Raw genomic sequence first — 17,819 nt, forward strand, 5'->3', positions numbered from 1 at the left:
TGGGCGGTCTATGCTGAGCATACGTACCGCCTGTCAGGCGAACAACGATGACAATAGCAGGGAGTGGGGTCAATGACTGAACACGAAGCGCGTTATCCAGTGCCTGAGCACGCCAGTGCGCGCGCCTGGGTTGACGAAGAGACCTACCGTTCCCGATATGCGCAATCCGTGGAGGATGCCGATGCATTCTGGCTCGAAGAAGCCCGTTCGCGGTTGACCTGGTTTACTGCGCCGGAGATCGGCAGCGAGAGTCGTTATACACCGTCGGATGTACAGGTTCGCTGGTTTGCCGATGGCGAGCTGAATGCCTGCTACAACTGCATTGATCGGCACCTTGAAGACAAGGCCGACAAGGTGGCAATTTATTGGGAAGGCGATAATCCCGATGACCATCTGAGCCTGACCTTCGCCGAACTGCACGAGAAGGTATGTCGCTTTGCCAACGGACTCAAGTCCCTCGGGGTGGGCAAGGGAGATACGGTTACCCTGTACATGCCGATGATTCCCGAGGCATTGATGGGAATGCTGGCCTGCGCGCGTATTGGCGCCATTCATTCCGTGGTCTTTGGGGGGTTCTCTCCCGATGCCCTGGCCGGCCGCATTGTGGATTCCGGCTCCAGGGTTGTCATTACTGCCGATGAGTCCCTGCGTGGTGGCAAGAATATCCCGCTCAAGGAAAACGTTGATGAGGCACTGACCCGGCCCGGCACCGAGGTGGTCGAGCATGTACTGGTCGTACGTCGCACCGGAGGCAGCGTGGCGGTCAATCCCCGCGACTGCTGGTATCACGATGTGGTGGATCCCCAGTCAAGCGAGTGCCCGCCTGAGCCCATGAACGCGGAAGACCCTCTGTTCATCCTCTATACCTCCGGGTCGACCGGAACGCCCAAGGGGTTATTGCATACCACCGGAGGATATCTGCTATATGCCGCCATGACTCATCGGGACATCTTCGATGTGCATGACGATGATGTGTACTGGTGTGCCGCCGATGTCGGCTGGATTACCGGCCACTCCTACATCGTGTATGGACCCATGGCCAATGGAGCTACCTCGGTCATTTTTGAAGGCGTGCCCAGTTATCCCAGTCACGGCCGGATTGGTGAGGTCATCGACAAGTATGGTGTGACCATCCTGTATACCTCGCCGACAGCGGTGCGTTCGCTGATGGCTCAGGGCGATGACATCATGGCGTCCAGCACCCGTGAATCCCTGCGTGTACTGGGCTCGGTAGGTGAGCCGATCAATCCAGAGGCATGGAACTGGTTTTATCGGGTCATCGGTAACAGTCGCTGCCCGATCATGGATACCTGGTGGCAGACAGAAACCGGTGGCATCATGATTACCCCTCTGCCGGGGGCGACCGAGCTGAAACCAGGCTCTGCCACGCGTCCTTTCTTCGGTATTCAGCCGGCTCTTTATGACAACGAAGGCCAGGAGCTCAGTGGTGAAGCCGAGGGTAATCTGGTCATCAAGGCCAGCTGGCCGGGTCAGGCTCGCACCATCTGGCAGAATCATGATCGGTTTGTGCAGACCTATTTCTCTACCTTCGATAACGTATATTTCACTGGTGACGGGTGTCGGCGGGATGAAGACGGGTATTTCTGGATTACCGGACGGATCGACGATGTCCTGAACGTATCCGGTCATCGCATGGGAACCGCTGAAATCGAATCCTCGCTGGTCGCTCATGAGGCGGTAGCCGAAGCAGCGGTGGTTGGTTTTCCTCATGAGGTGAAGGGGCAGGGGATTTATATTTATGTCACCCTTAATGAGGGCATTCAGCCGACCGATGAGCTGCGAGCCGAACTGGTGAAATGGGTCAGGAAGGATATTGGCCCCATTGCCACGCCGGATGTCATTCAGTGGGCGCCGGGGCTGCCCAAGACACGGTCGGGCAAGATCATGCGTCGTATCCTGCGCAAGATTGCAGCAGACGAACTGGATGGTCTGGGAGATACCAGTACGCTGGCTGACCCCGGCGTTGTGGATGACCTGATCGAGCACCGCCAGAGCAAGTAGCGGGTCGGTTTTCTGCATAAGGCGCTCTCCCGAGCGCCTTTTTTGTTGTGTGCCGGTTGTGCCTGATGTATGCAAAATCAGGCATCTTCGGTGGACAGGGATGGCACGGATGGGCAAAGATGGGTATCGACTAGTGTATAAGGGCATGAGGCAACTACCAGTTGGTCATGGGCCCATCGATCTGATAAACAGCAGAACGCGAGCCGGCCTGCCAGCAGTATAAAAACGGTTACTGCAGCCGATGGTATATACAAGAAAAGCCAGACTCGCGGCATACAGGGTTTTGAGGAGAACGGACGAATGGCTTTAGCCCAGAAATTTATTGTTGCCGATGATCACCCGTTGTTTCGGGCAGCCTTGACGCAGGCACTTCGCCAGGTTGCGTCCCAGGCCGAGATTGTCGAAGCAGATACCATGGAGGCGACGGTAGAAGCAGTAACCCGTCACCCCGATGTCGATCTGATACTGCTGGACCTGCATATGCCGGGCGCACATGGCTTTTCCGGCCTGATTCAGTTGCGTGGCCAGATGCCGGATATCCCCGTGGCCGTTATCTCAGGCAGCGAGGAAGTCAGTGTTGTACGTCGTTCGATTGATTATGGTGCATCAGGATTCGTACCCAAGTCGGCTTCCCTCGATGTCATTGCACAGGCCATTCGCGAGATCCTGGAAGGTGAGGTATGGCTGCCGCCCGAAATGGCATCTTCCCTGGGGGACTCAAGCGAGGATGAAACACGGTTTGCCGAGGCCATCGCATCGCTGACACCACAGCAGTTTCGCGTGCTCAACATGCTGACCGAAGGCATGCTGAACAAGCAGATTGCCTACGACCTCAATGTTTCCGAGGCCACCATCAAGGCGCACGTAACGGCCATCCTGAGAAAGCTGGGCGTCCATTCACGGACTCAGGCCGTTATCGCTGCTCAGAAACTGGAAGTGGAACCTCCGCGGGTAGAATCCAGACATAACTAGAAAAATGGCAGTTACAGGGCCCAGTAAAAAAACCCGGTGGGAAGTTACTCTTCCCACCGGGTTTTTTTAGCTGCCGAGCCTGATTCAGCCGGCGCGGCCGGCCTGCAGTGAGCGGGTGAGCAGGGCCCGCAGTGCCGCCGGCTTGACCGGCTTGTTGAGCAGATGACAGCCGGCTCCCTTGACCTCGGCGGCGACTTCCTCCGTACGATCTGCCGTGATGACAATGCCGGGAACATCGCTGGAAAGTTCACGCGCCAATGCGTCCAGCGCCATCAGACCGGTAATTTCATTATCCAGATGGTAGTCGGCCAGAATCGCATCCGGCGGGGTTTCCAGGTTGCGCAGTACCGACTTGGCGCCACCGATACTGGTGGCGGTATACACTTCAATGCCCCAGCCGCCGAGAATGGCCTTCATGCCTTCGAGCGTCATGGTCTCATTATCAATGCACAGTACACGTGCGCCTGCCAGCTTGTTGGCCGGTTTAGGCTTGGCCGCTTCGGTTTCGCGATAACGCTCAATGTTTTGGCCCCTTAAAAGAGGAACCTGCACCGAAAATACCGTGCCCTTGTCTACCCAGGACCGTACACGTATGGCGTGATCCAGTACCCGAGCCATTCGATCTGCAATTGACAGCCCCAGCCCCAGTCCCTTTTCGCTTTCCCGATGGCGGGACTTCTGATCCAGTCGGCGAAACTCCTGAAATATCTCTGTCTGCTTGGACTCGGGTATACCGGGACCTGTATCCCAGACTTCAATGATCAGGCTGTCACGTCGCCGCCGACAGCCCAGTAGAACCCGGCCTTCCTGGGTATAGCGCAACGCGTTTGACAGGAAGTTCTGGATAATACGACGCAGCATTTGAGGGTCACTGTCGACCATGGTGCGAGTGGGTACCACATCCAGATCAAGGCCGCGCTCTGCCGCCATGACGTCGAACTCCGCCTGTAGAGGCGCGAGAATGTCCTGGAGGGGGAAGTGGTGGCGTCTTGGCGTCAGCGCGCCGGCATCCAGCTTGGAGATATCCAGCAGGGTGCTCAGCAGCTCCTCGGCGGCCTGTAACGAGTTGTCTATGTGGGTCAGGGTATTCCGGTGGTCCGTCTGCCCCTCGAACTGCTGCGACAGTGCCGATGTAAACAGGCGGGCTGCATTCAGCGGCTGCAGAAGGTCGTGGCTGGCTGCAGCCAGAAAGCGGGTCTTGGATGCATTGGCATCCTCGGCCACCTGCTTGGCATGTCGAAGGGCGCGTTCAGCCTCGGAGCGTACCTTGTTTTCCTGGCGCAGGGCTTCGTTGACCTGAGACAGCGCCTGTGTGCGCTCCTTGACGCGTTCTTCCAGGTGCTCGTTGGTTTCCTTCAAGGCAATTTCGGCCAGCCGGCGTTCGGTAATGTCCTGATACAGGGCAAAAAAGCCAAGAACACGGTGGCGATCGCCATGATGGGGTGTGTAGGTGGCCAGCATGTAGCGAGTGCCGCCTTCGCCGTCACGCATGGAAAGCTCATAGGCGACACGCTCCCCGGACAGCGCACGCAGCATCCACGCCGCGCGCTCTCGCCAGTCGGCACCGGTCATGACGTCTTCAGCGCGCCGACCGATAATGGTCGCTCGCTCGATATTCATGGCTTCTTCGTAGGCATGATTGGCAAACAGAAAGCGGCAATCCCGATCAAAGTAGGCAATCAGCGCCGGTACGTTATCGGTATAGATCCGAATATTGTTCTCGGAGCGAATCAGCGCTTCTTCGGTGCGCTTTTGCTGGGTAATGTCCTGGTAGGTATAAACAAACCCTCCGCCGGCCATCGGGTTGCCGTGCACGTCAAGCACTGTTCCATCCTGGCGATACCGCTGATAGTGATGCGGCTGACCGGTGCGAATGTTGTCGAGCAGCAGTTTGACGTGCTCTTCAGGGTCACCCGGCCCGTATTCATTATGTTCGGCGTTGTAGCGAAAGACCTGATCAATGGGCGCGCCTACTCGTATCAGATTATCCGGGAAGGCAAACAGCTCGACATAGCGATGATTCCACACCACCAGCCGCATGCGATGATCGACCACCATCACGCCCTGATGAAAGTTTTCGATGGCGGCCTGGAGCAGTGCACGGTTGAACTCGAGAACCTGCGAAGCCTCGTCGACAATGGAGACGACATCCGAGATGGCAATTTCACGCCCGGACAGCGCCGAGTTGACGACGATACGCGCCGATGAGGAGCCTATTGCCGAGGAAAGAAGGCGCTCGCTGAACTGAATCATGTCGATGGAGGCGCGATCATTGTTACTCAGTGGGGGATGGCGGCGGTGATAGTCACGGAAGGTGCGATCGACCTGATCATCGCTTAAAAAGCGCTTACACAGGGCTTTTAGATCCCCGATGGTGGTTGTGCCCTGCCAGGGGCGATTGACCGAGGCGTAGGGGTGCCCTGAGCTGTCCACGAACTGCGAAGCCTGGATGCGATCCACTACGCGCTCGCTGGTGGACTGGGAGAAGAAGATATAACAGAACAGGTTGACTACCAGCGACAGCATGACGCCCTGGGTCAACGGGTCACCAACGGAGAGGCCGAACAGATCATTGGGCGCCAGAAATCGCAGGCCGAAGGGGCCCTGTTCCAGAAAACCGTCCGGTACCAGGTTTGCACGGGCCAGCGCTGGCAGCAGCAGAGTATATGACCAGATGGCGATGCCGGCTCCCAGCCCTACCGATGCGCCATAACGGTTGCCCTTTTTCCAGTAAAGACCGCCGATCAGGGCCGGTGCGAGCTGGGCCAGCGCGGAAAGTGACAGCATGCCTACGCTTGAAAGCGTGCTGAATTCGGCCACGATTCGGTAGAAACCGTATGCGAGGGCAAGAATGAGCAGAATGATCAATCGGCGGGTACGCAATACCCATTTGGCGTAATCGCCGTGATGGGTGTCGAACCAGTGAAACTTCAACAGTACCGGAATCAGTACTTCATTGGAGAGCATGATGGCCAGAGTGATGCTGGCCATGATCACCATGCCGCTGGCGGCGGCAAAGCCACCGATATAGGTCAGCATGGTCAGAGTGTCGTTGCCCAGTGCCATCGGCAGTAACAGCACAAAGCTGTCGGGGTCCGCGCCGGCAGGCAGCATGGAAATACCGGCGGTGGCCAGTGGGAGTACGAAAAAGCCGGCCAGCGCCAGGTAAAGGGGAAACATCCAGCGTGCGTGGTGGCTGTCATCCGGGTGGGTGTTTTCAACGACGGTGACGTGAAACTGTCGTGGAACACAGAACATCGCGAGCATCGCGAGCAGGGTCTGAGTCCAGAAACCATGCGTCACGCCCTGTTCGTTGATGGCCTTGATCTGCAGGAACGTGCTGGCACGGTGGGAGAGGTCTCCCAGGCCATCAAAGGCCCCCCACGTGATGACCGCACCCAGTATTAAAAAGGCTGCCAGCTTGACAACCGATTCAAAGGCAATGGCCTGAATCAGTCCTTCATGGTGCTCGGTAGCATCGGTGTGGCGAGTGCCGAACAGGATGGCAAACAGGGCCATCAGAATGGCGATGTAGAAGGCACTGTCGCCCAGCAGGGGGGAGTGGGTGATATCGGCATTGTCGGTCAGCAGGGTCAGGCTCGAGGACATGGCCTTGAGCTGAAGGGCGATATAAGGCAGCGTGCCGATCAATACCACCATGCTGGCAAACGCGGCCAGCTCCTGCGATTTGCCGTAACGTGCGGCGATAAAATCGGCAATGGAGGTAACATTCTGCCGTTTGGCCACCCGTATCATTTTGGCCAGAATGGGCCAGAACAGCAAAAAGGTCAGGATCGGCCCGATAAAGATGCTGGCATAGGACCAGCCCTGGGTCGTGGCCTGGCCGACACTGCCGTAAAAGGTCCAGGACGTGCAATACACGGCCAGCGCCAGGCTATAGACAATCGGCCGACGCTTGGCAGCGCCCTGAAGCCTGGCCCGACGATCCCCACGCCAGGCAATGCCGAATAACGTGGCTATGTATAAAAGCGACGCTGCAATCAACCACCACCCCTGGAACATGCCTACCTCCTTGGTTCAGAAGGCCCATTCTAGAGGTATTGAGGCTCATGTCACTGGCTTTGCCGGATCACCTCATGCAGGGCAGGGGGACGCCGGTGCTGTCTCGCCATCGTTTTGAGCCGATGGTAGTATGGTGTGCTTTCCCGGGCCTTTCGCCCCCTTTCTGCCTTTTCCCCGACGATTCTCTGATTCCCATGAATGATTTCTACAAGGCATCGGACAGTACGCTGTTTGTTGATGCCACTGCACCGACGCAAGCCAGTGATGTATCCGAGCCTTCGGGCGCACAGGCATCATCGGAAGACATGCGCAAAAAGCGTGAATTCAACAAGCTTCAAAAGCGTCTGCGCCGGTTGACCGGTAACGCCATCATTGATTACGGCATGATCAATGAAGGTGACCGCGTCATGGTCTGTCTCTCCGGCGGCAAGGACTCTTATACGATGCTGTCGATTCTGATGAATCTGCAGCGCAATGCGCCGGTCAACTTTGAGCTGGTAGCGGTCAATATGGACCAGAAGCAGCCCGGTTTTCCCGAGCATGTATTGCCCGAGTATCTGGAGACGCTTGGCATCGAATACCATATCGTCGAGCGCGATACCTATTCGATCGTCAAGGAGAAGGTGCCGGAGGGCAAGACAACCTGTGCCCTGTGTTCGCGTTTGCGGCGAGGGACGCTTTATGGTTTCGCTGAAGAGATCGGGGCGACCAAGGTAGCTCTGGGGCATCATCGCGATGACATTCTGGAAACGTTGTTTCTCAACATGTTCTACAGCGGTTCGCTCAAGGCCATGCCTCCCAAGCTGCTGGCCGATGACGGGCGTAACATGGTGATTCGTCCGCTGGCCTATTGCAGTGAAGCTGATATTCAGCAGTATTCCGATGCGATGGCATTTCCGATCATTCCCTGCAACCTGTGTGGCTCCCAGGAAAACCTGCAGCGCCAGAATATCAAGGAAATGCTGGGGGAGTGGAAACGACGTCATCCCGGGCGAATCGAATCCATGTTCAAGGCAGTGACCAATGTGGCACCAAGCCAGCTGGCGGACCGGTCACTGTTCGATTTTCAGGGGCTTGAAGCACGTCAGTCCGAGATGGCCCGCAACCGTATCGATACGGTCAGCCTGACCGAGGCCGATGACGAGTAGCGGTATACGGGGCTGGTGAAAAAAGTTTTATAAAAGATGGCGCTAGGTGATTGACTCGCCTCAAAAAGGCTGTAGAATGCAGCGCCACATGACCCGCGGGTGGTTAGCTCAGTTGGAAGAGCACCAGCCTTACAAGCTGGGGGTCACTGGTTCGAGCCCAGTACCACCCACCAATGTTTTTGAAGGTCATGAGATTTCAATGCGGACCGGTAGTTCAGTTGGTTAGAATGCCGGCCTGTCACGCCGGAGGTCGCGGGTTCGAGTCCCGTCCGGTCCGCCACTTGAAATTGAATTGCAAGACGCTGTTGCGGACCGGTAGTTCAGTTGGTTAGAATGCCGGCCTGTCACGCCGGAGGTCGCGGGTTCGAGTCCCGTCCGGTCCGCCATAACAGTGACTGTAGTAACTGAAGCGGGGTGGTTAGCTCAGTTGGAAGAGCACCAGCCTTACAAGCTGGGGGTCACTGGTTCGAGCCCAGTACCACCCACCACTTCAGAGCATTTTCGAATGCGGACCGGTAGTTCAGTTGGTTAGAATGCCGGCCTGTCACGCCGGAGGTCGCGGGTTCGAGTCCCGTCCGGTCCGCCACTTCGAGTTTGAATGACCTCCCTTCCGTACTTATTCTTTATATCCATCATCCCTGTTGCTTATCTGCTGTTCTGGCCGAAGATATCCATTGTATTTGCTCCCTGGTCATGTAAGGCCCTGTCGCGCCCCTCGGGCTGATGATGCTCCAACTGTACGCGTATTCACTTATACCTCATCAAGCCACTGCAATATCCGCGGGTAGACCTCGTGACGGGCATCTGGATGCAATAGCATTTCCCGGGTTGTATAGGCTCTGGCAAGTCCGCTTCCGGGGCCCAGCATGGCAAATTCTCCCTGATGTGGTCCGCACTCATCGCGAAAGCCGGCAACATCTGCTGGGTGGCCATTGGCCTTTTCTGCCTCCCCCGCGACATGCAGGGTGGGCGGCATTCCGCCTCTGATCAGAGCGCGTCGATAGTCAAAGCCATCATCATCCAGCCAATCGGTGCGGCGTATCCATGCGTAATGCTGTTGGTGCTGGAGAGCAGGCAACGCTTCATCGATCGAGTTGGGGTATCCGGCGGGCATGTAGCCTTTTAACATCCGTCTGAACCGGGCACTGGGACCCCATTGCCGGGCCAGCATGTGACGGCTTTCAGTGGTGTCGGTGGTGATGGTGCGGCGGCTGCCCAGAAATATCTGACTCAGGACGCATTTTCGCAGTTCGGGAAAGCGTGCCATGCAGGAGGCTGTCAGCACGCCTCCCCAGCCATGTGCGAGCACATGTGTCTTCTTGCGAGAGCTCAGCCTTGACCAGCCCTCCAGGGCCGCCGGAATATCCTCGGTAATGATGCGGCTGAGGGTCAGGGTATTGCGCCGTGATGAATGAGGCGTGCTGTGCCCCTGACCACGCTGATCCATGACGGCAACGTCAAATCCCTGTTCGGCCAGCCAGGGGGCGAGTCCGGGAGCGCCCTGGTCCACTTCCTCGAAGAGGTGGCCAGGACTACGCATGTCAGGCCACATCAGCAGGGCGCCACGCGCCTGAACGTGCCTTGCATGATGCCAGGTCAGGTGAAGCGTGCCTTCAGGCATCGTGAGAATGTGCTGGCTGATCATGGTGCTTGAGTCTTTCCCGTGAATGCGATGTGATAAGGCAATTGGTCTGACACAAGGGCCATTGTTGCATCCCTCTTACTGCGAAGGACATACCATGTCGACGTCTGTCACCCGGTCGGTAGAGAGCATTCAAAAGATGCCCGAGCCGCGTTTTCTTGCCAGTGATAATACTTCGGGAATTTGTCCTGAAGCGCTCGCCTGGTTCCTGAAGGCCAACGAGCAGGATGATCTGGCCTATGGCAATGATGAGTGGACTCATCGTGCCGCAGACCAGTTTCGTACCCTGTTCGATACGGATTGCGATGTGTTTTTTGCATTCAACGGAACGGCGGCCAATTCCCTGTCTCTGGCGGCCCTGTGTCAGTCATATCACAGTGTAATCTGTCATGAGCTGGCCCACATCGAAACCGATGAGTGTGGTGGCCCCGAATTCTTTTCCAATGGCTCCAAGCTGTTGAGCGTGCCAGGCATCAACGGCAAGTTGACGCCCGAGGGGATCCGTGAAGTTGTGACGCGACGCAACGATATTCACTACCCGCGCCCGCGTGTCATTTCCCTGACGCAATCCACCGAAGTTGGAACGGTCTATTCGCTGAATGAGCTCCGGGCAATACGGGAAGTGGCTCGAGAATTCGATCTTCGCATTCATATGGATGGCGCGCGTTTTGCCAATGCCTGTGCGTCCCTTGGCGTGACTCCGGCAGAGTTGACCTGGCAGTCCGGTGTGGACGTACTGTGTTTTTCCGGCACCAAGAATGGCCTGGCCCTGGGAGAGGCGATCCTGTTTTTCGACCATCGACTTTCCGAGGATTTTGCTTATCGCTGCAAGCAGGCAGGTCAGCTGGCGTCCAAGATGCGCTACATCTCGGCCCCCTGGCTTGGTCTGCTTGAAAATGATGTATGGCTCTCCAATGCCGCCCACGCCAATGCCATGGCGACTCGACTGGCCGAGGGAGTGAAAGGGCTCTCCGGCGTCGATCTGATGTTCCCCGTGCAGGCGAATGCGGTCTTTATTGAGCTGCCTGACGAGGTGCAGGGGCGGCTCAGGGAGCAGGGCTGGAGTTTTTACACCTTCATTGGAAAAGGCGGTGTTCGTTTCGTCTGTTCCTGGAATACTTCCGCAGCTCTTGTGGATCGATTGATTGATGATATTCGTAACGCCTTGAAAACACGGGTATGACGCGCCCTTGATCCAAACGCCCCGGCCTTGTGTGCCGGGGCTTTTTTTATGGGACACATGGAAGCTGAATCTTTTTCATCTTCCCATGCGCCGGTTTGGCGTTAAGTTGAGTCTACGCTCATAAAAACAATTACCTGGCGCAATGGTCAGTTCGACCATTCATTTTCCCAGTGCAAGCCACGTTTCCGGCATCGCCCCAGGAGGCTCCCCATGAGTATCTTCGATCATGTCCAGCACCGTTATCAGCGGACTCGTCAGGAAGAGATGAGTCTTCAGGAATATCTCGAGTTGTGCCGTACTGATCCGAAAGCCTACGCATCGGCCTCCGAGCGTATGCTTGAGGCCATCGGTGAGCCTCGAACGATCGACACTGCCAAGGATCCCGCGCTATCGCGAATCTTCTCCAACAAGATCATTCGGCGCTATCCCGCCTTCGAGGAGTTCTATGGCATGGAGGATGCCATCGAGCAGATGGTGTCCTATTTCCGTCATGCTGCCCAGGGGCTTGAGGAGCGCAAGCAGGTGCTTTACCTGCTGGGGCCGGTGGGCGGTGGCAAATCATCGCTGGCCGAGCGTCTGAAGGCCCTGATCGAGCAGATTCCCTTTTATGCCGTCAAGGACTCGCCGGTATATGAGTCTCCGCTGGGGCTATTTTCGGCGGAGGAGGACGGCGAGGTGCTCGAGAAGGAGTACGGCATTCCAAAGCGCTATATGCGTTCGGTCATGTCACCCTGGGCTGCGAAAAGGCTCAAGGAATATGGCGGGGATATTTCGAAGTTCCGGGTCGTCAAGCTGTATCCGTCTCGCCTGAATCAGGTGGCCGTTTCGAAAACCGAGCCGGGGGATGACAATAATCAGGATATCTCGGCGCTGGTCGGCAAGGTGGATATTCGCAAGCTCGAGATGTACTCCCAGGATGATCCGGATGCCTACAGTTTTTCTGGCGGATTGTGCAAGGCCAATCAGGGGCTGATGGAATTTGTCGAGATGTTCAAGGCGCCCCTCAAGGTGCTCCATCCCTTGCTGACGGCCACACAGGAAGGCAATTACAACCCGACCGAAGGGATGGGGGCCATCCCCTTTGATGGGGTGTTGCTGGCACACTCGAATGAATCCGAGTGGCAGCAGTTCAGAAACAATCGCAACAACGAGGCATTTCTCGATCGGGTGTATATCGTCAAGGTGCCGTACTCTCTGCGCGTATCCGAGGAAATGAAAATCTACGAGAAACTGCTGGAGCATTCTTCACTGGATGAATCTCCCTGTGCGCCGGATACGCTTCGCATGCTGGCTCAGTTTTCGGTGTTGTCTCGTTTGAAGGAGCCTGAAAACTCCAGTATCTACTCCAAGATGCGCATCTATGATGGCGAAAATCTCAAGGATACCGATCCGAGGGCCAAGTCGATTCAGGAGTATCGGGACAATGCTGGCGTGGATGAGGGCATGAGCGGGTTATCCACCCGGTTTGCCTTCAAGATTCTGTCGCGTGTTTTCAACTTTGACAGCACTGAAGTGGCGGCCAATCCAGTACATCTGTTGTATGTACTGGAGCAGAGCATCGAGCAGGAGCAGTTGCCCAGAGACGTTCATGATCGTTATCTGCGCTTTATCAAGGAGTTTCTGGCTCCGAGATATGTCGAGTTCATCGGCAAGGAAATCCAGACTGCCTATCTGGAATCCTACAGTGAATATGGGCAGAACATCTTTGATCGGTATGTCACCTATGCCGATTTCTGGATTCAGGATCAGGAGTATCGTGATCCTGAAACCGGGGAGCTGTTTGACCGCCAGTCACTGAATGATGAGCTCGAGAGGATCGAGAAGCCGGCCGGTATTTCCAATCCCAAGGATTTTCGTCATGAGGTGGTCAATTTCGTGCTGCGTGCGCGGGCGCAGCACAATGGCCACAACCCCAGCTGGCAGTCATATGAAAAGCTCAAGGGGGTCATCGAGCACAAGATGTTTGCCAATACCGAGGAACTGTTGCCGGTGATTTCCTTCAATGCCAAGGCATCGTCTTCCGATGCCAGAAAGCATGAGGATTTCGTGAATCGCATGCAGGCGCGAGGTTATACCGAGAAGCAGGTACGGCTGTTGTCCGAGTGGTATCTGCGGGTGCGTAAATCCCAGTAATCCGGAGATGCGATCCGATGTTCCTGACTGCTGCCACTTCGCAGTGGCAGCACTATCAGCAGCCATGAGCTGGCTGTCAGGGAGTGGCCATGAGTTATTTTATCGACCGCCGTGCCAATGGGCGTCACAAGAGTGCAATCAACCGACAGCGGTTTCTTCAACGCTATCGCAAGCATATCAAGCGTGCAGTAGAGGACTCCGTCAATCAGCGCTCGATTACCGACATGAAGCGCGGCGAAAAGATCACCATTCCGGACCGGGATATTTCCGAGCCGGTATTTCGCCACGGTCGCGGTGGAGAGAATACGGTTGTAAGTCCGGGAAATCGCGAGTTCACCGAGGGGGACCGGATTCGGCGTCCGAGCGGGGGTGGTAGCGGTGGTGATGGCAGTGGTGAGGGGGCGGCCTCCAATCAGGGAGACGGCGTTGACGAATTTGCCTTTACCCTGACGCAGGAGGAATTTCTCGATTTTGTCTTCGATGGGCTGGAGTTGCCTCATCTGGAGCGCAAGCAGCTGGTGGATATTGATGAAGTGCGCCCCGTGCGGGCGGGTATATCGCGAGACGGTATTCCGGCGCGCATGAACGTGGTGCGGTCCATGCGCGAGGCCTATGCACGACGTATTGCCATGCGTGCCCCGCTCAAGCGTGCCTTGAAGGAAGCAGAAGCGTTACTGGAGCTGGAGCGCGAGAAGGATCCGGTGCTCAGGAATCCGGCGCGCATCGCCGAGCTTGAGGAGGAGATTCAGCGACTGGAAAAGCGTATCGCCGGGGTGCCTTATATCGACACCTACGACCTGCGTTACAACAACATGGCCAACCAGCCGATGCCGTCCAACAAGGCGGTCATGTTTTGTGTCATGGATGTCTCCGGGTCGATGACGCAGGCACACAAGGACATTGCCAAGCGATTTTTTCTGCTGTTGTATCTGTTTCTGGAGCGAAACTATGAGCGGATCGAGCTGGTGTTCATCCGTCACCACACGGCGGCGAAGGAGGTCGATGAGCAGGAGTTCTTCTACTCGCGCGAGACCGGCGGCACGATTGTATCCAGTGCCCTCAATCTGCTGGATGAAGTGATCGAGGCACGTTATCCGCCAGGCCAGTGGAACCTTTATGTGGCACAGGCCAGTGATGGTGATAACTGGGATGATGATTCGACCACCTGTCGTCAGCTGCTGACTGACAGACTGATGCAGAGACTTCAGTACTTTGCCTATGTAGAGATCACTCCGCATGCCCATCAGGCGCTATGGGACGAATATAAAAAGGTTGAAGACGCCTTTCCTGGCCGATTTGCGATGGAGCAGATCGTCGAGGCCGGAGATATCTATTCCGTTTTCAGAGAGCTGTTTCGTCATCGCGAAGCGGTCTAGGGAGGAGCCATGGTCGAGTCCACTGCCGATCGTCGGGATGTTGAGGGAATGGGGTCCGACTGGACCTTTGACACGCTGAACCATTTTGAGCAGGCCATCGCCCGCATTGCCGCGGAATACCGCCTGGATACCTACCCCAATCAGATCGAGGTCATTACCTCTGAGCAAATGATGGACGCCTATGCCAGCGTCGGTATGCCGGTGGGGTATCACCACTGGTCCTTCGGCAAACAGTTTCTGTCCGTGGAGCAGGCCTATCGCCGGGGGCGGATGGGGCTGGCATATGAGCTGGTCATCAATTCCAATCCCTGCATTGCCTACCTGATGGAAGAAAATACGCTCATGATGCAGATTCTGGTCATGGCGCATGCCTGTTATGGGCACAATTCCTTTTTCAAGGGCAATTACCTGTTTCGTACCTGGACCGATGCCACGGCCATCGTGGATTACCTGGTCTTTGCCAGGCGCTACGTCAGTCAGTGCGAGGAAAAGTATGGTGTGGACGCCGTAGAGCAACTGCTGGATGCCTGTCATGCCCTGCAGAACCATGGTGTGGACCGGTACAAGCGGCCATCGCCCATCTCTGCCGGAGATGAAATCAAGCGTCAGGAAGAGCGGGAAACCTATCTTCAGGCGCAGGTTAATGCGCTGTGGACCACCATCCCTCATTCGGCGCACGGAGAGAGCCATTGTCCAGTGGGTGAGGGCGGTTCGCTGTCACCTGAGGGAGAGTTTCAGTTTCCATCGGAGCCTCAGGAAAACCTGCTGTACTTCATCGAGAAGAATGCGCCGCTGCTGGCCCCCTGGCAGCGTGAGGTGGTGCGTATCGTGCGCAAGATGGCACAGTACTTCTATCCGCAGCGCCAGACTCAGGTCATGAATGAAGGCTGGGCAACCTTTTGGCACTACACCATCATGAATCGGCTCTACGATGATGGTCTGATCGGCGAGGGCATCATCCTCGAGTTTCTTCAGTCCCATACTTCGGTGGTGGCGCAGCCGGCATTTGACAGTCCTTATTACAACGGCATCAATCCCTATGCGCTGGGGTTTGCAATGTTTACCGACATCAAGCGGATCTGTGAAGCGCCGACCGATGAGGATCGCTACTGGTTTCCGGAAATGGCCGGCAGTGACTGGCTGGATACCTTTCATTTTGCCATGGCCAATTTCAAGGACGAGTCCTTTGTGCAGCAGTTTCTGTCCCCCAGGGTCATTCGTGAGCTGAAGCTGTTTGCCATTCTGGATGATGATCAGGACGAAATGATCGAGGTGGCGGCCATTCATGATGATCGCGGCTATCGCCGGGTAAGAGAGGCACTGTCTGCCCAGTACTCATTAAGCCAGCGTGAGCCGAATATTCAGGTCTGGCAGGCGGATGTGCGTGGGGATCGGTCGCTGACCCTTCGTCATCAGGTGCACAAGCGTCGCCCACTGGATCAGTCGGTGTACCCGGTGCTTCGCTATCTTCATCAGCTGTGGGGCTTTACCGTCAAGCTTGATTCCATGGAGGACGATGAGGTGGTGCACCGTTATCAGTGGCCGCTGGCAGAAGAGGCCGGGTCGTCCTGATCATGACGCAGCTTTTTTAGGGCAGCATGGGCTGCCCTTTTTTATTGGCATACAGTCTGCGTGCACCAGGAGTGCATTTGCGCGTTGGCATTTGTGCGCCGACTCCCTAGAATCCGCGGTGATTTCACGGTGAGGTAGTGGGTGTGGCCAGACTAATCATGCAGTTGTTTCGGATGGGTGGTATTGGGATTGTCTTTGCGCTGGTGCTGGGAGGGTTATGGTTCTTTCAGGCGCGTGATCGTTGGGATGCCTTGAGCTGGGAAGGCATGCCGCACGCTCAGGTGTGGTACGACTGGCATACGCTTAATCGGCCATTGACCAATCATGGCTATCTGGTGGGCTGGTCAGACCTGCGAGGCAATCCATTGTGGGTGACTTATCGGCTGCACAGGGTTAAAAATCCTGACAGCGACCCGCGTCCGAGGGGGTTTCGCAGTGACTGGCGATCACTATGGCCAATCGATAGCGACGACTATACCCGTTCCGGGTATGACCGGGGGCATATGGCACCGAACTATGCGATGTCAGTGGTGCATGGGCGCCAGGCCCAGCTGGATACCTTTTTGATGACGAATGTGTCGCCTCAGCGCCCTGATCTTAATCGCAAGGCGTGGCAACGACTGGAAGAGGTGGTGATCGATCATTTTGTACGCCGGTTTGGCACGGTATGGGTCACGACCGGCCCGATTTTCGACAGTCGTATTACACGAATGGCGTCGCTGATCGAGGTGCCCGATGCATTTTACAAGATTTTGATTGTGCCGGGCTCGGTAGGTAATCCACCAAAGGCGCTGGCCTTTATTCTGCCTCAGACTGTCAAGGGAAATGAGCCTCTGGACCGCTTTGTTGTATCGATTGATGAAGTGGAGCGTCGTACCGGTCTGGACTTCTTCAGTGATTTGCCGGACGCCATCGAAGTGCCGCTGGAAGGGAGTGTCAATCCTGGGCCCTGGCACCTGGATAGTGTCGCGAGAACGCCTTCTCGTTATTGATCATCCTGGCATGTGCGCTGTGCAGTGGCCGAGTGCCGGATCTGTGCAGCGTGCTCGTGGATGCATGATACAGATAAGATTACGCGGGCTTGTAAAGAGGTGTCTGCTGGGGGGCAGGAATATTGCTTTGAAAACAGGGATTACAGTGAGGCTGTTGATTCAGAAAAGATTGTTCAGAGGAAATTCTTGAGGGGGGCGTCTTTAAATGGTGCCCGGAAGAGGACTTGAACCTCCACGACCATGCGGTCACTAGCACCTGAAGCTAGCGCGTCTACCAATTCCGCCATCCGGGCCTTTCCAGCTATCTGCTCTACACGAGCCTTGCTTACTATCCAGAATTCTTGCAAATGGTGCCCGGGAGAGGACTTGAACCTCCACGACCATGCGGTCACTAGCACCTGAAGCTAGCGCGTCTACCAATTCCGCCACCCGGGCCTTGCGCATTTTCGAACGCATCAAAAATGAATTCCGTGATGTCTCTTTACATGCAATGCAATATAAAGATGGTGCCCGGAAGAGGACTTGAACCTCCACGACCATGCGGTCACTAGCACCTGAAGCTAGCGCGTCTACCAATTCCGCCATCCGGGCAATTGCGGCGTATCATACGGATTTTTTTGCATCACGCAAGCCCCTTTTGGTCTCTTGAATATAAATGGTGCTTGGGTCGGCTGTTCAGGGCGGCTATACTGGCGGTATGTCAAATATCACATCCTCTTTTCGCCGCGTTCTCTGCTCCGTTTTATCTTTCCAACA

Annotated in this window: 10 protein-coding genes and 8 tRNA genes; 13 read left to right on the plus strand and 5 right to left on the minus strand. The window is 56.1% G+C overall.

The window, feature by feature from the left end:
- The first annotated feature begins 72 nt into the window (after positions 1–72).
- Positions 73–2,022, plus strand: coding sequence for an acetate--CoA ligase (gene acs / locus OQ287_RS01060; protein ID WP_250936066.1), 1,950 nt, complete (start codon positions 73–75; stop codon positions 2,020–2,022).
- Between the two features lie 300 nt (positions 2,023–2,322).
- Positions 2,323–2,994, plus strand: coding sequence for a response regulator (locus OQ287_RS01065; RefSeq protein ID WP_250936068.1), 672 nt, complete (start codon positions 2,323–2,325; stop codon positions 2,992–2,994).
- Positions 2,995–3,078: 84 nt separating this feature from the next.
- Here the strand turns inward: OQ287_RS01065 and OQ287_RS01070 are convergent, their stop codons facing one another.
- Positions 3,079–7,017, minus strand: coding sequence for a hybrid sensor histidine kinase/response regulator (locus OQ287_RS01070; protein ID WP_265895290.1), 3,939 nt, complete (start codon positions 7,015–7,017; stop codon positions 3,079–3,081).
- Between the two features lie 194 nt (positions 7,018–7,211).
- Here OQ287_RS01070 and ttcA point away from each other — a divergent pair, with 194 nt between their 5' ends.
- From ttcA to OQ287_RS01100, 6 genes are all read left to right on the plus strand, one after another.
- Positions 7,212–8,165 (plus strand): tRNA 2-thiocytidine(32) synthetase TtcA, encoded by a 954-nt coding sequence (ttcA, locus tag OQ287_RS01075; RefSeq protein ID WP_407658237.1) that lies wholly within the window; start codon positions 7,212–7,214, stop codon positions 8,163–8,165.
- Positions 8,166–8,262: 97 nt separating this feature from the next.
- Positions 8,263–8,338 (plus strand) — tRNA-Val (locus tag OQ287_RS01080).
- 30 nt (positions 8,339–8,368) lie between these two features.
- Positions 8,369–8,445, plus strand: a tRNA-Asp gene (locus OQ287_RS01085).
- A gap of 29 nt (positions 8,446–8,474) precedes the next feature.
- A tRNA-Asp gene (locus tag OQ287_RS01090) sits at positions 8,475–8,551 on the plus strand.
- Positions 8,552–8,577: 26 nt separating this feature from the next.
- Positions 8,578–8,653: transfer RNA gene (locus tag OQ287_RS01095), tRNA-Val, on the plus strand.
- A gap of 21 nt (positions 8,654–8,674) precedes the next feature.
- Positions 8,675–8,751 (plus strand) — tRNA-Asp (locus OQ287_RS01100).
- A gap of 165 nt (positions 8,752–8,916) precedes the next feature.
- Here the strand turns inward: OQ287_RS01100 and OQ287_RS01105 are convergent.
- Entirely contained in the window at positions 8,917–9,810 is an 894-nt protein-coding gene (locus tag OQ287_RS01105; protein WP_265895291.1) for an alpha/beta fold hydrolase, read from the minus strand.
- Positions 9,811–9,904: 94 nt separating this feature from the next.
- On the opposite strand from OQ287_RS01105, the gene OQ287_RS01110 reads away from it, so the two are divergent.
- The 5 genes from OQ287_RS01110 to OQ287_RS01130 all read left to right on the plus strand — a co-directional run bounded on the left by OQ287_RS01110 (position 9,905) and on the right by OQ287_RS01130 (position 17,063).
- Positions 9,905–10,990, plus strand: coding sequence for a threonine aldolase family protein (locus tag OQ287_RS01110; protein WP_250936075.1), 1,086 nt, complete (start codon positions 9,905–9,907; stop codon positions 10,988–10,990).
- Between the two features lie 210 nt (positions 10,991–11,200).
- Entirely contained in the window at positions 11,201–13,123 is a 1,923-nt protein-coding gene (locus OQ287_RS01115) for a PrkA family serine protein kinase (RefSeq protein ID WP_265895292.1), read from the plus strand.
- 89 nt (positions 13,124–13,212) lie between these two features.
- The gene (locus OQ287_RS01120) at positions 13,213–14,499 is read left to right on the plus strand and encodes a YeaH/YhbH family protein (protein WP_250936078.1); all 1,287 of its coding nucleotides are present in this window, start codon (positions 13,213–13,215) and stop codon (positions 14,497–14,499) included.
- A gap of 9 nt (positions 14,500–14,508) precedes the next feature.
- On the plus strand, positions 14,509–16,071 hold the full coding sequence (locus OQ287_RS01125; RefSeq protein WP_407658211.1) for a SpoVR family protein: 1,563 nt from the start codon (positions 14,509–14,511) through the stop codon (positions 16,069–16,071).
- A 158-nt stretch (positions 16,072–16,229) separates the two neighbouring features.
- Positions 16,230–17,063 carry a DNA/RNA non-specific endonuclease gene (locus OQ287_RS01130; RefSeq protein ID WP_250936079.1) on the plus strand — a complete coding sequence of 278 codons (834 nt, stop codon included), beginning with the start codon at positions 16,230–16,232 and terminating at the stop codon, positions 17,061–17,063.
- A 206-nt stretch (positions 17,064–17,269) separates the two neighbouring features.
- Here OQ287_RS01130 and OQ287_RS01135 read toward each other — a convergent pair.
- The 3 genes from OQ287_RS01135 to OQ287_RS01145 all read right to left on the minus strand — a co-directional run bounded on the left by OQ287_RS01135 (position 17,270) and on the right by OQ287_RS01145 (position 17,654).
- Positions 17,270–17,356, minus strand: a tRNA-Leu gene (locus tag OQ287_RS01135).
- A gap of 55 nt (positions 17,357–17,411) precedes the next feature.
- Positions 17,412–17,498: transfer RNA gene (locus OQ287_RS01140), tRNA-Leu, on the minus strand.
- Between the two features lie 69 nt (positions 17,499–17,567).
- Positions 17,568–17,654 (minus strand) — tRNA-Leu (locus tag OQ287_RS01145).
- Between the last annotated feature and the right edge of the window lie 165 nt (positions 17,655–17,819).

Source organism: Larsenimonas rhizosphaerae (genome assembly GCF_026240105.1).
Taxonomy (GTDB): domain Bacteria; phylum Pseudomonadota; class Gammaproteobacteria; order Pseudomonadales; family Halomonadaceae; genus Larsenimonas; species Larsenimonas rhizosphaerae.

What these genes read in the sequence shown, in the direction of transcription:
- acs (WP_250936066.1), top strand. Translation starts at nt 73, where the DNA reads ATGACTGAACACGAAGCGCGTTATCCAGTGCCTGAGCACGCCAGTGCG.
- OQ287_RS01065 (WP_250936068.1), top strand. Translation starts at nt 2,323, where the DNA reads ATGGCTTTAGCCCAGAAATTTATTGTTGCCGATGATCACCCGTTGTTT.
- OQ287_RS01070 (WP_265895290.1), bottom strand. Translation starts at nt 7,017, where the DNA reads ATGTTCCAGGGGTGGTGGTTGATTGCAGCGTCGCTTTTATACATAGCC.
- ttcA (WP_407658237.1), top strand. Translation starts at nt 7,212, where the DNA reads ATGAATGATTTCTACAAGGCATCGGACAGTACGCTGTTTGTTGATGCC.
- OQ287_RS01105 (WP_265895291.1), bottom strand. Translation starts at nt 9,810, where the DNA reads ATGATCAGCCAGCACATTCTCACGATGCCTGAAGGCACGCTTCACCTG.
- OQ287_RS01110 (WP_250936075.1), top strand. Translation starts at nt 9,905, where the DNA reads ATGTCGACGTCTGTCACCCGGTCGGTAGAGAGCATTCAAAAGATGCCC.
- OQ287_RS01115 (WP_265895292.1), top strand. Translation starts at nt 11,201, where the DNA reads ATGAGTATCTTCGATCATGTCCAGCACCGTTATCAGCGGACTCGTCAG.
- OQ287_RS01120 (WP_250936078.1), top strand. Translation starts at nt 13,213, where the DNA reads ATGAGTTATTTTATCGACCGCCGTGCCAATGGGCGTCACAAGAGTGCA.
- OQ287_RS01125 (WP_407658211.1), top strand. Translation starts at nt 14,509, where the DNA reads ATGGTCGAGTCCACTGCCGATCGTCGGGATGTTGAGGGAATGGGGTCC.
- OQ287_RS01130 (WP_250936079.1), top strand. Translation starts at nt 16,230, where the DNA reads ATGCAGTTGTTTCGGATGGGTGGTATTGGGATTGTCTTTGCGCTGGTG.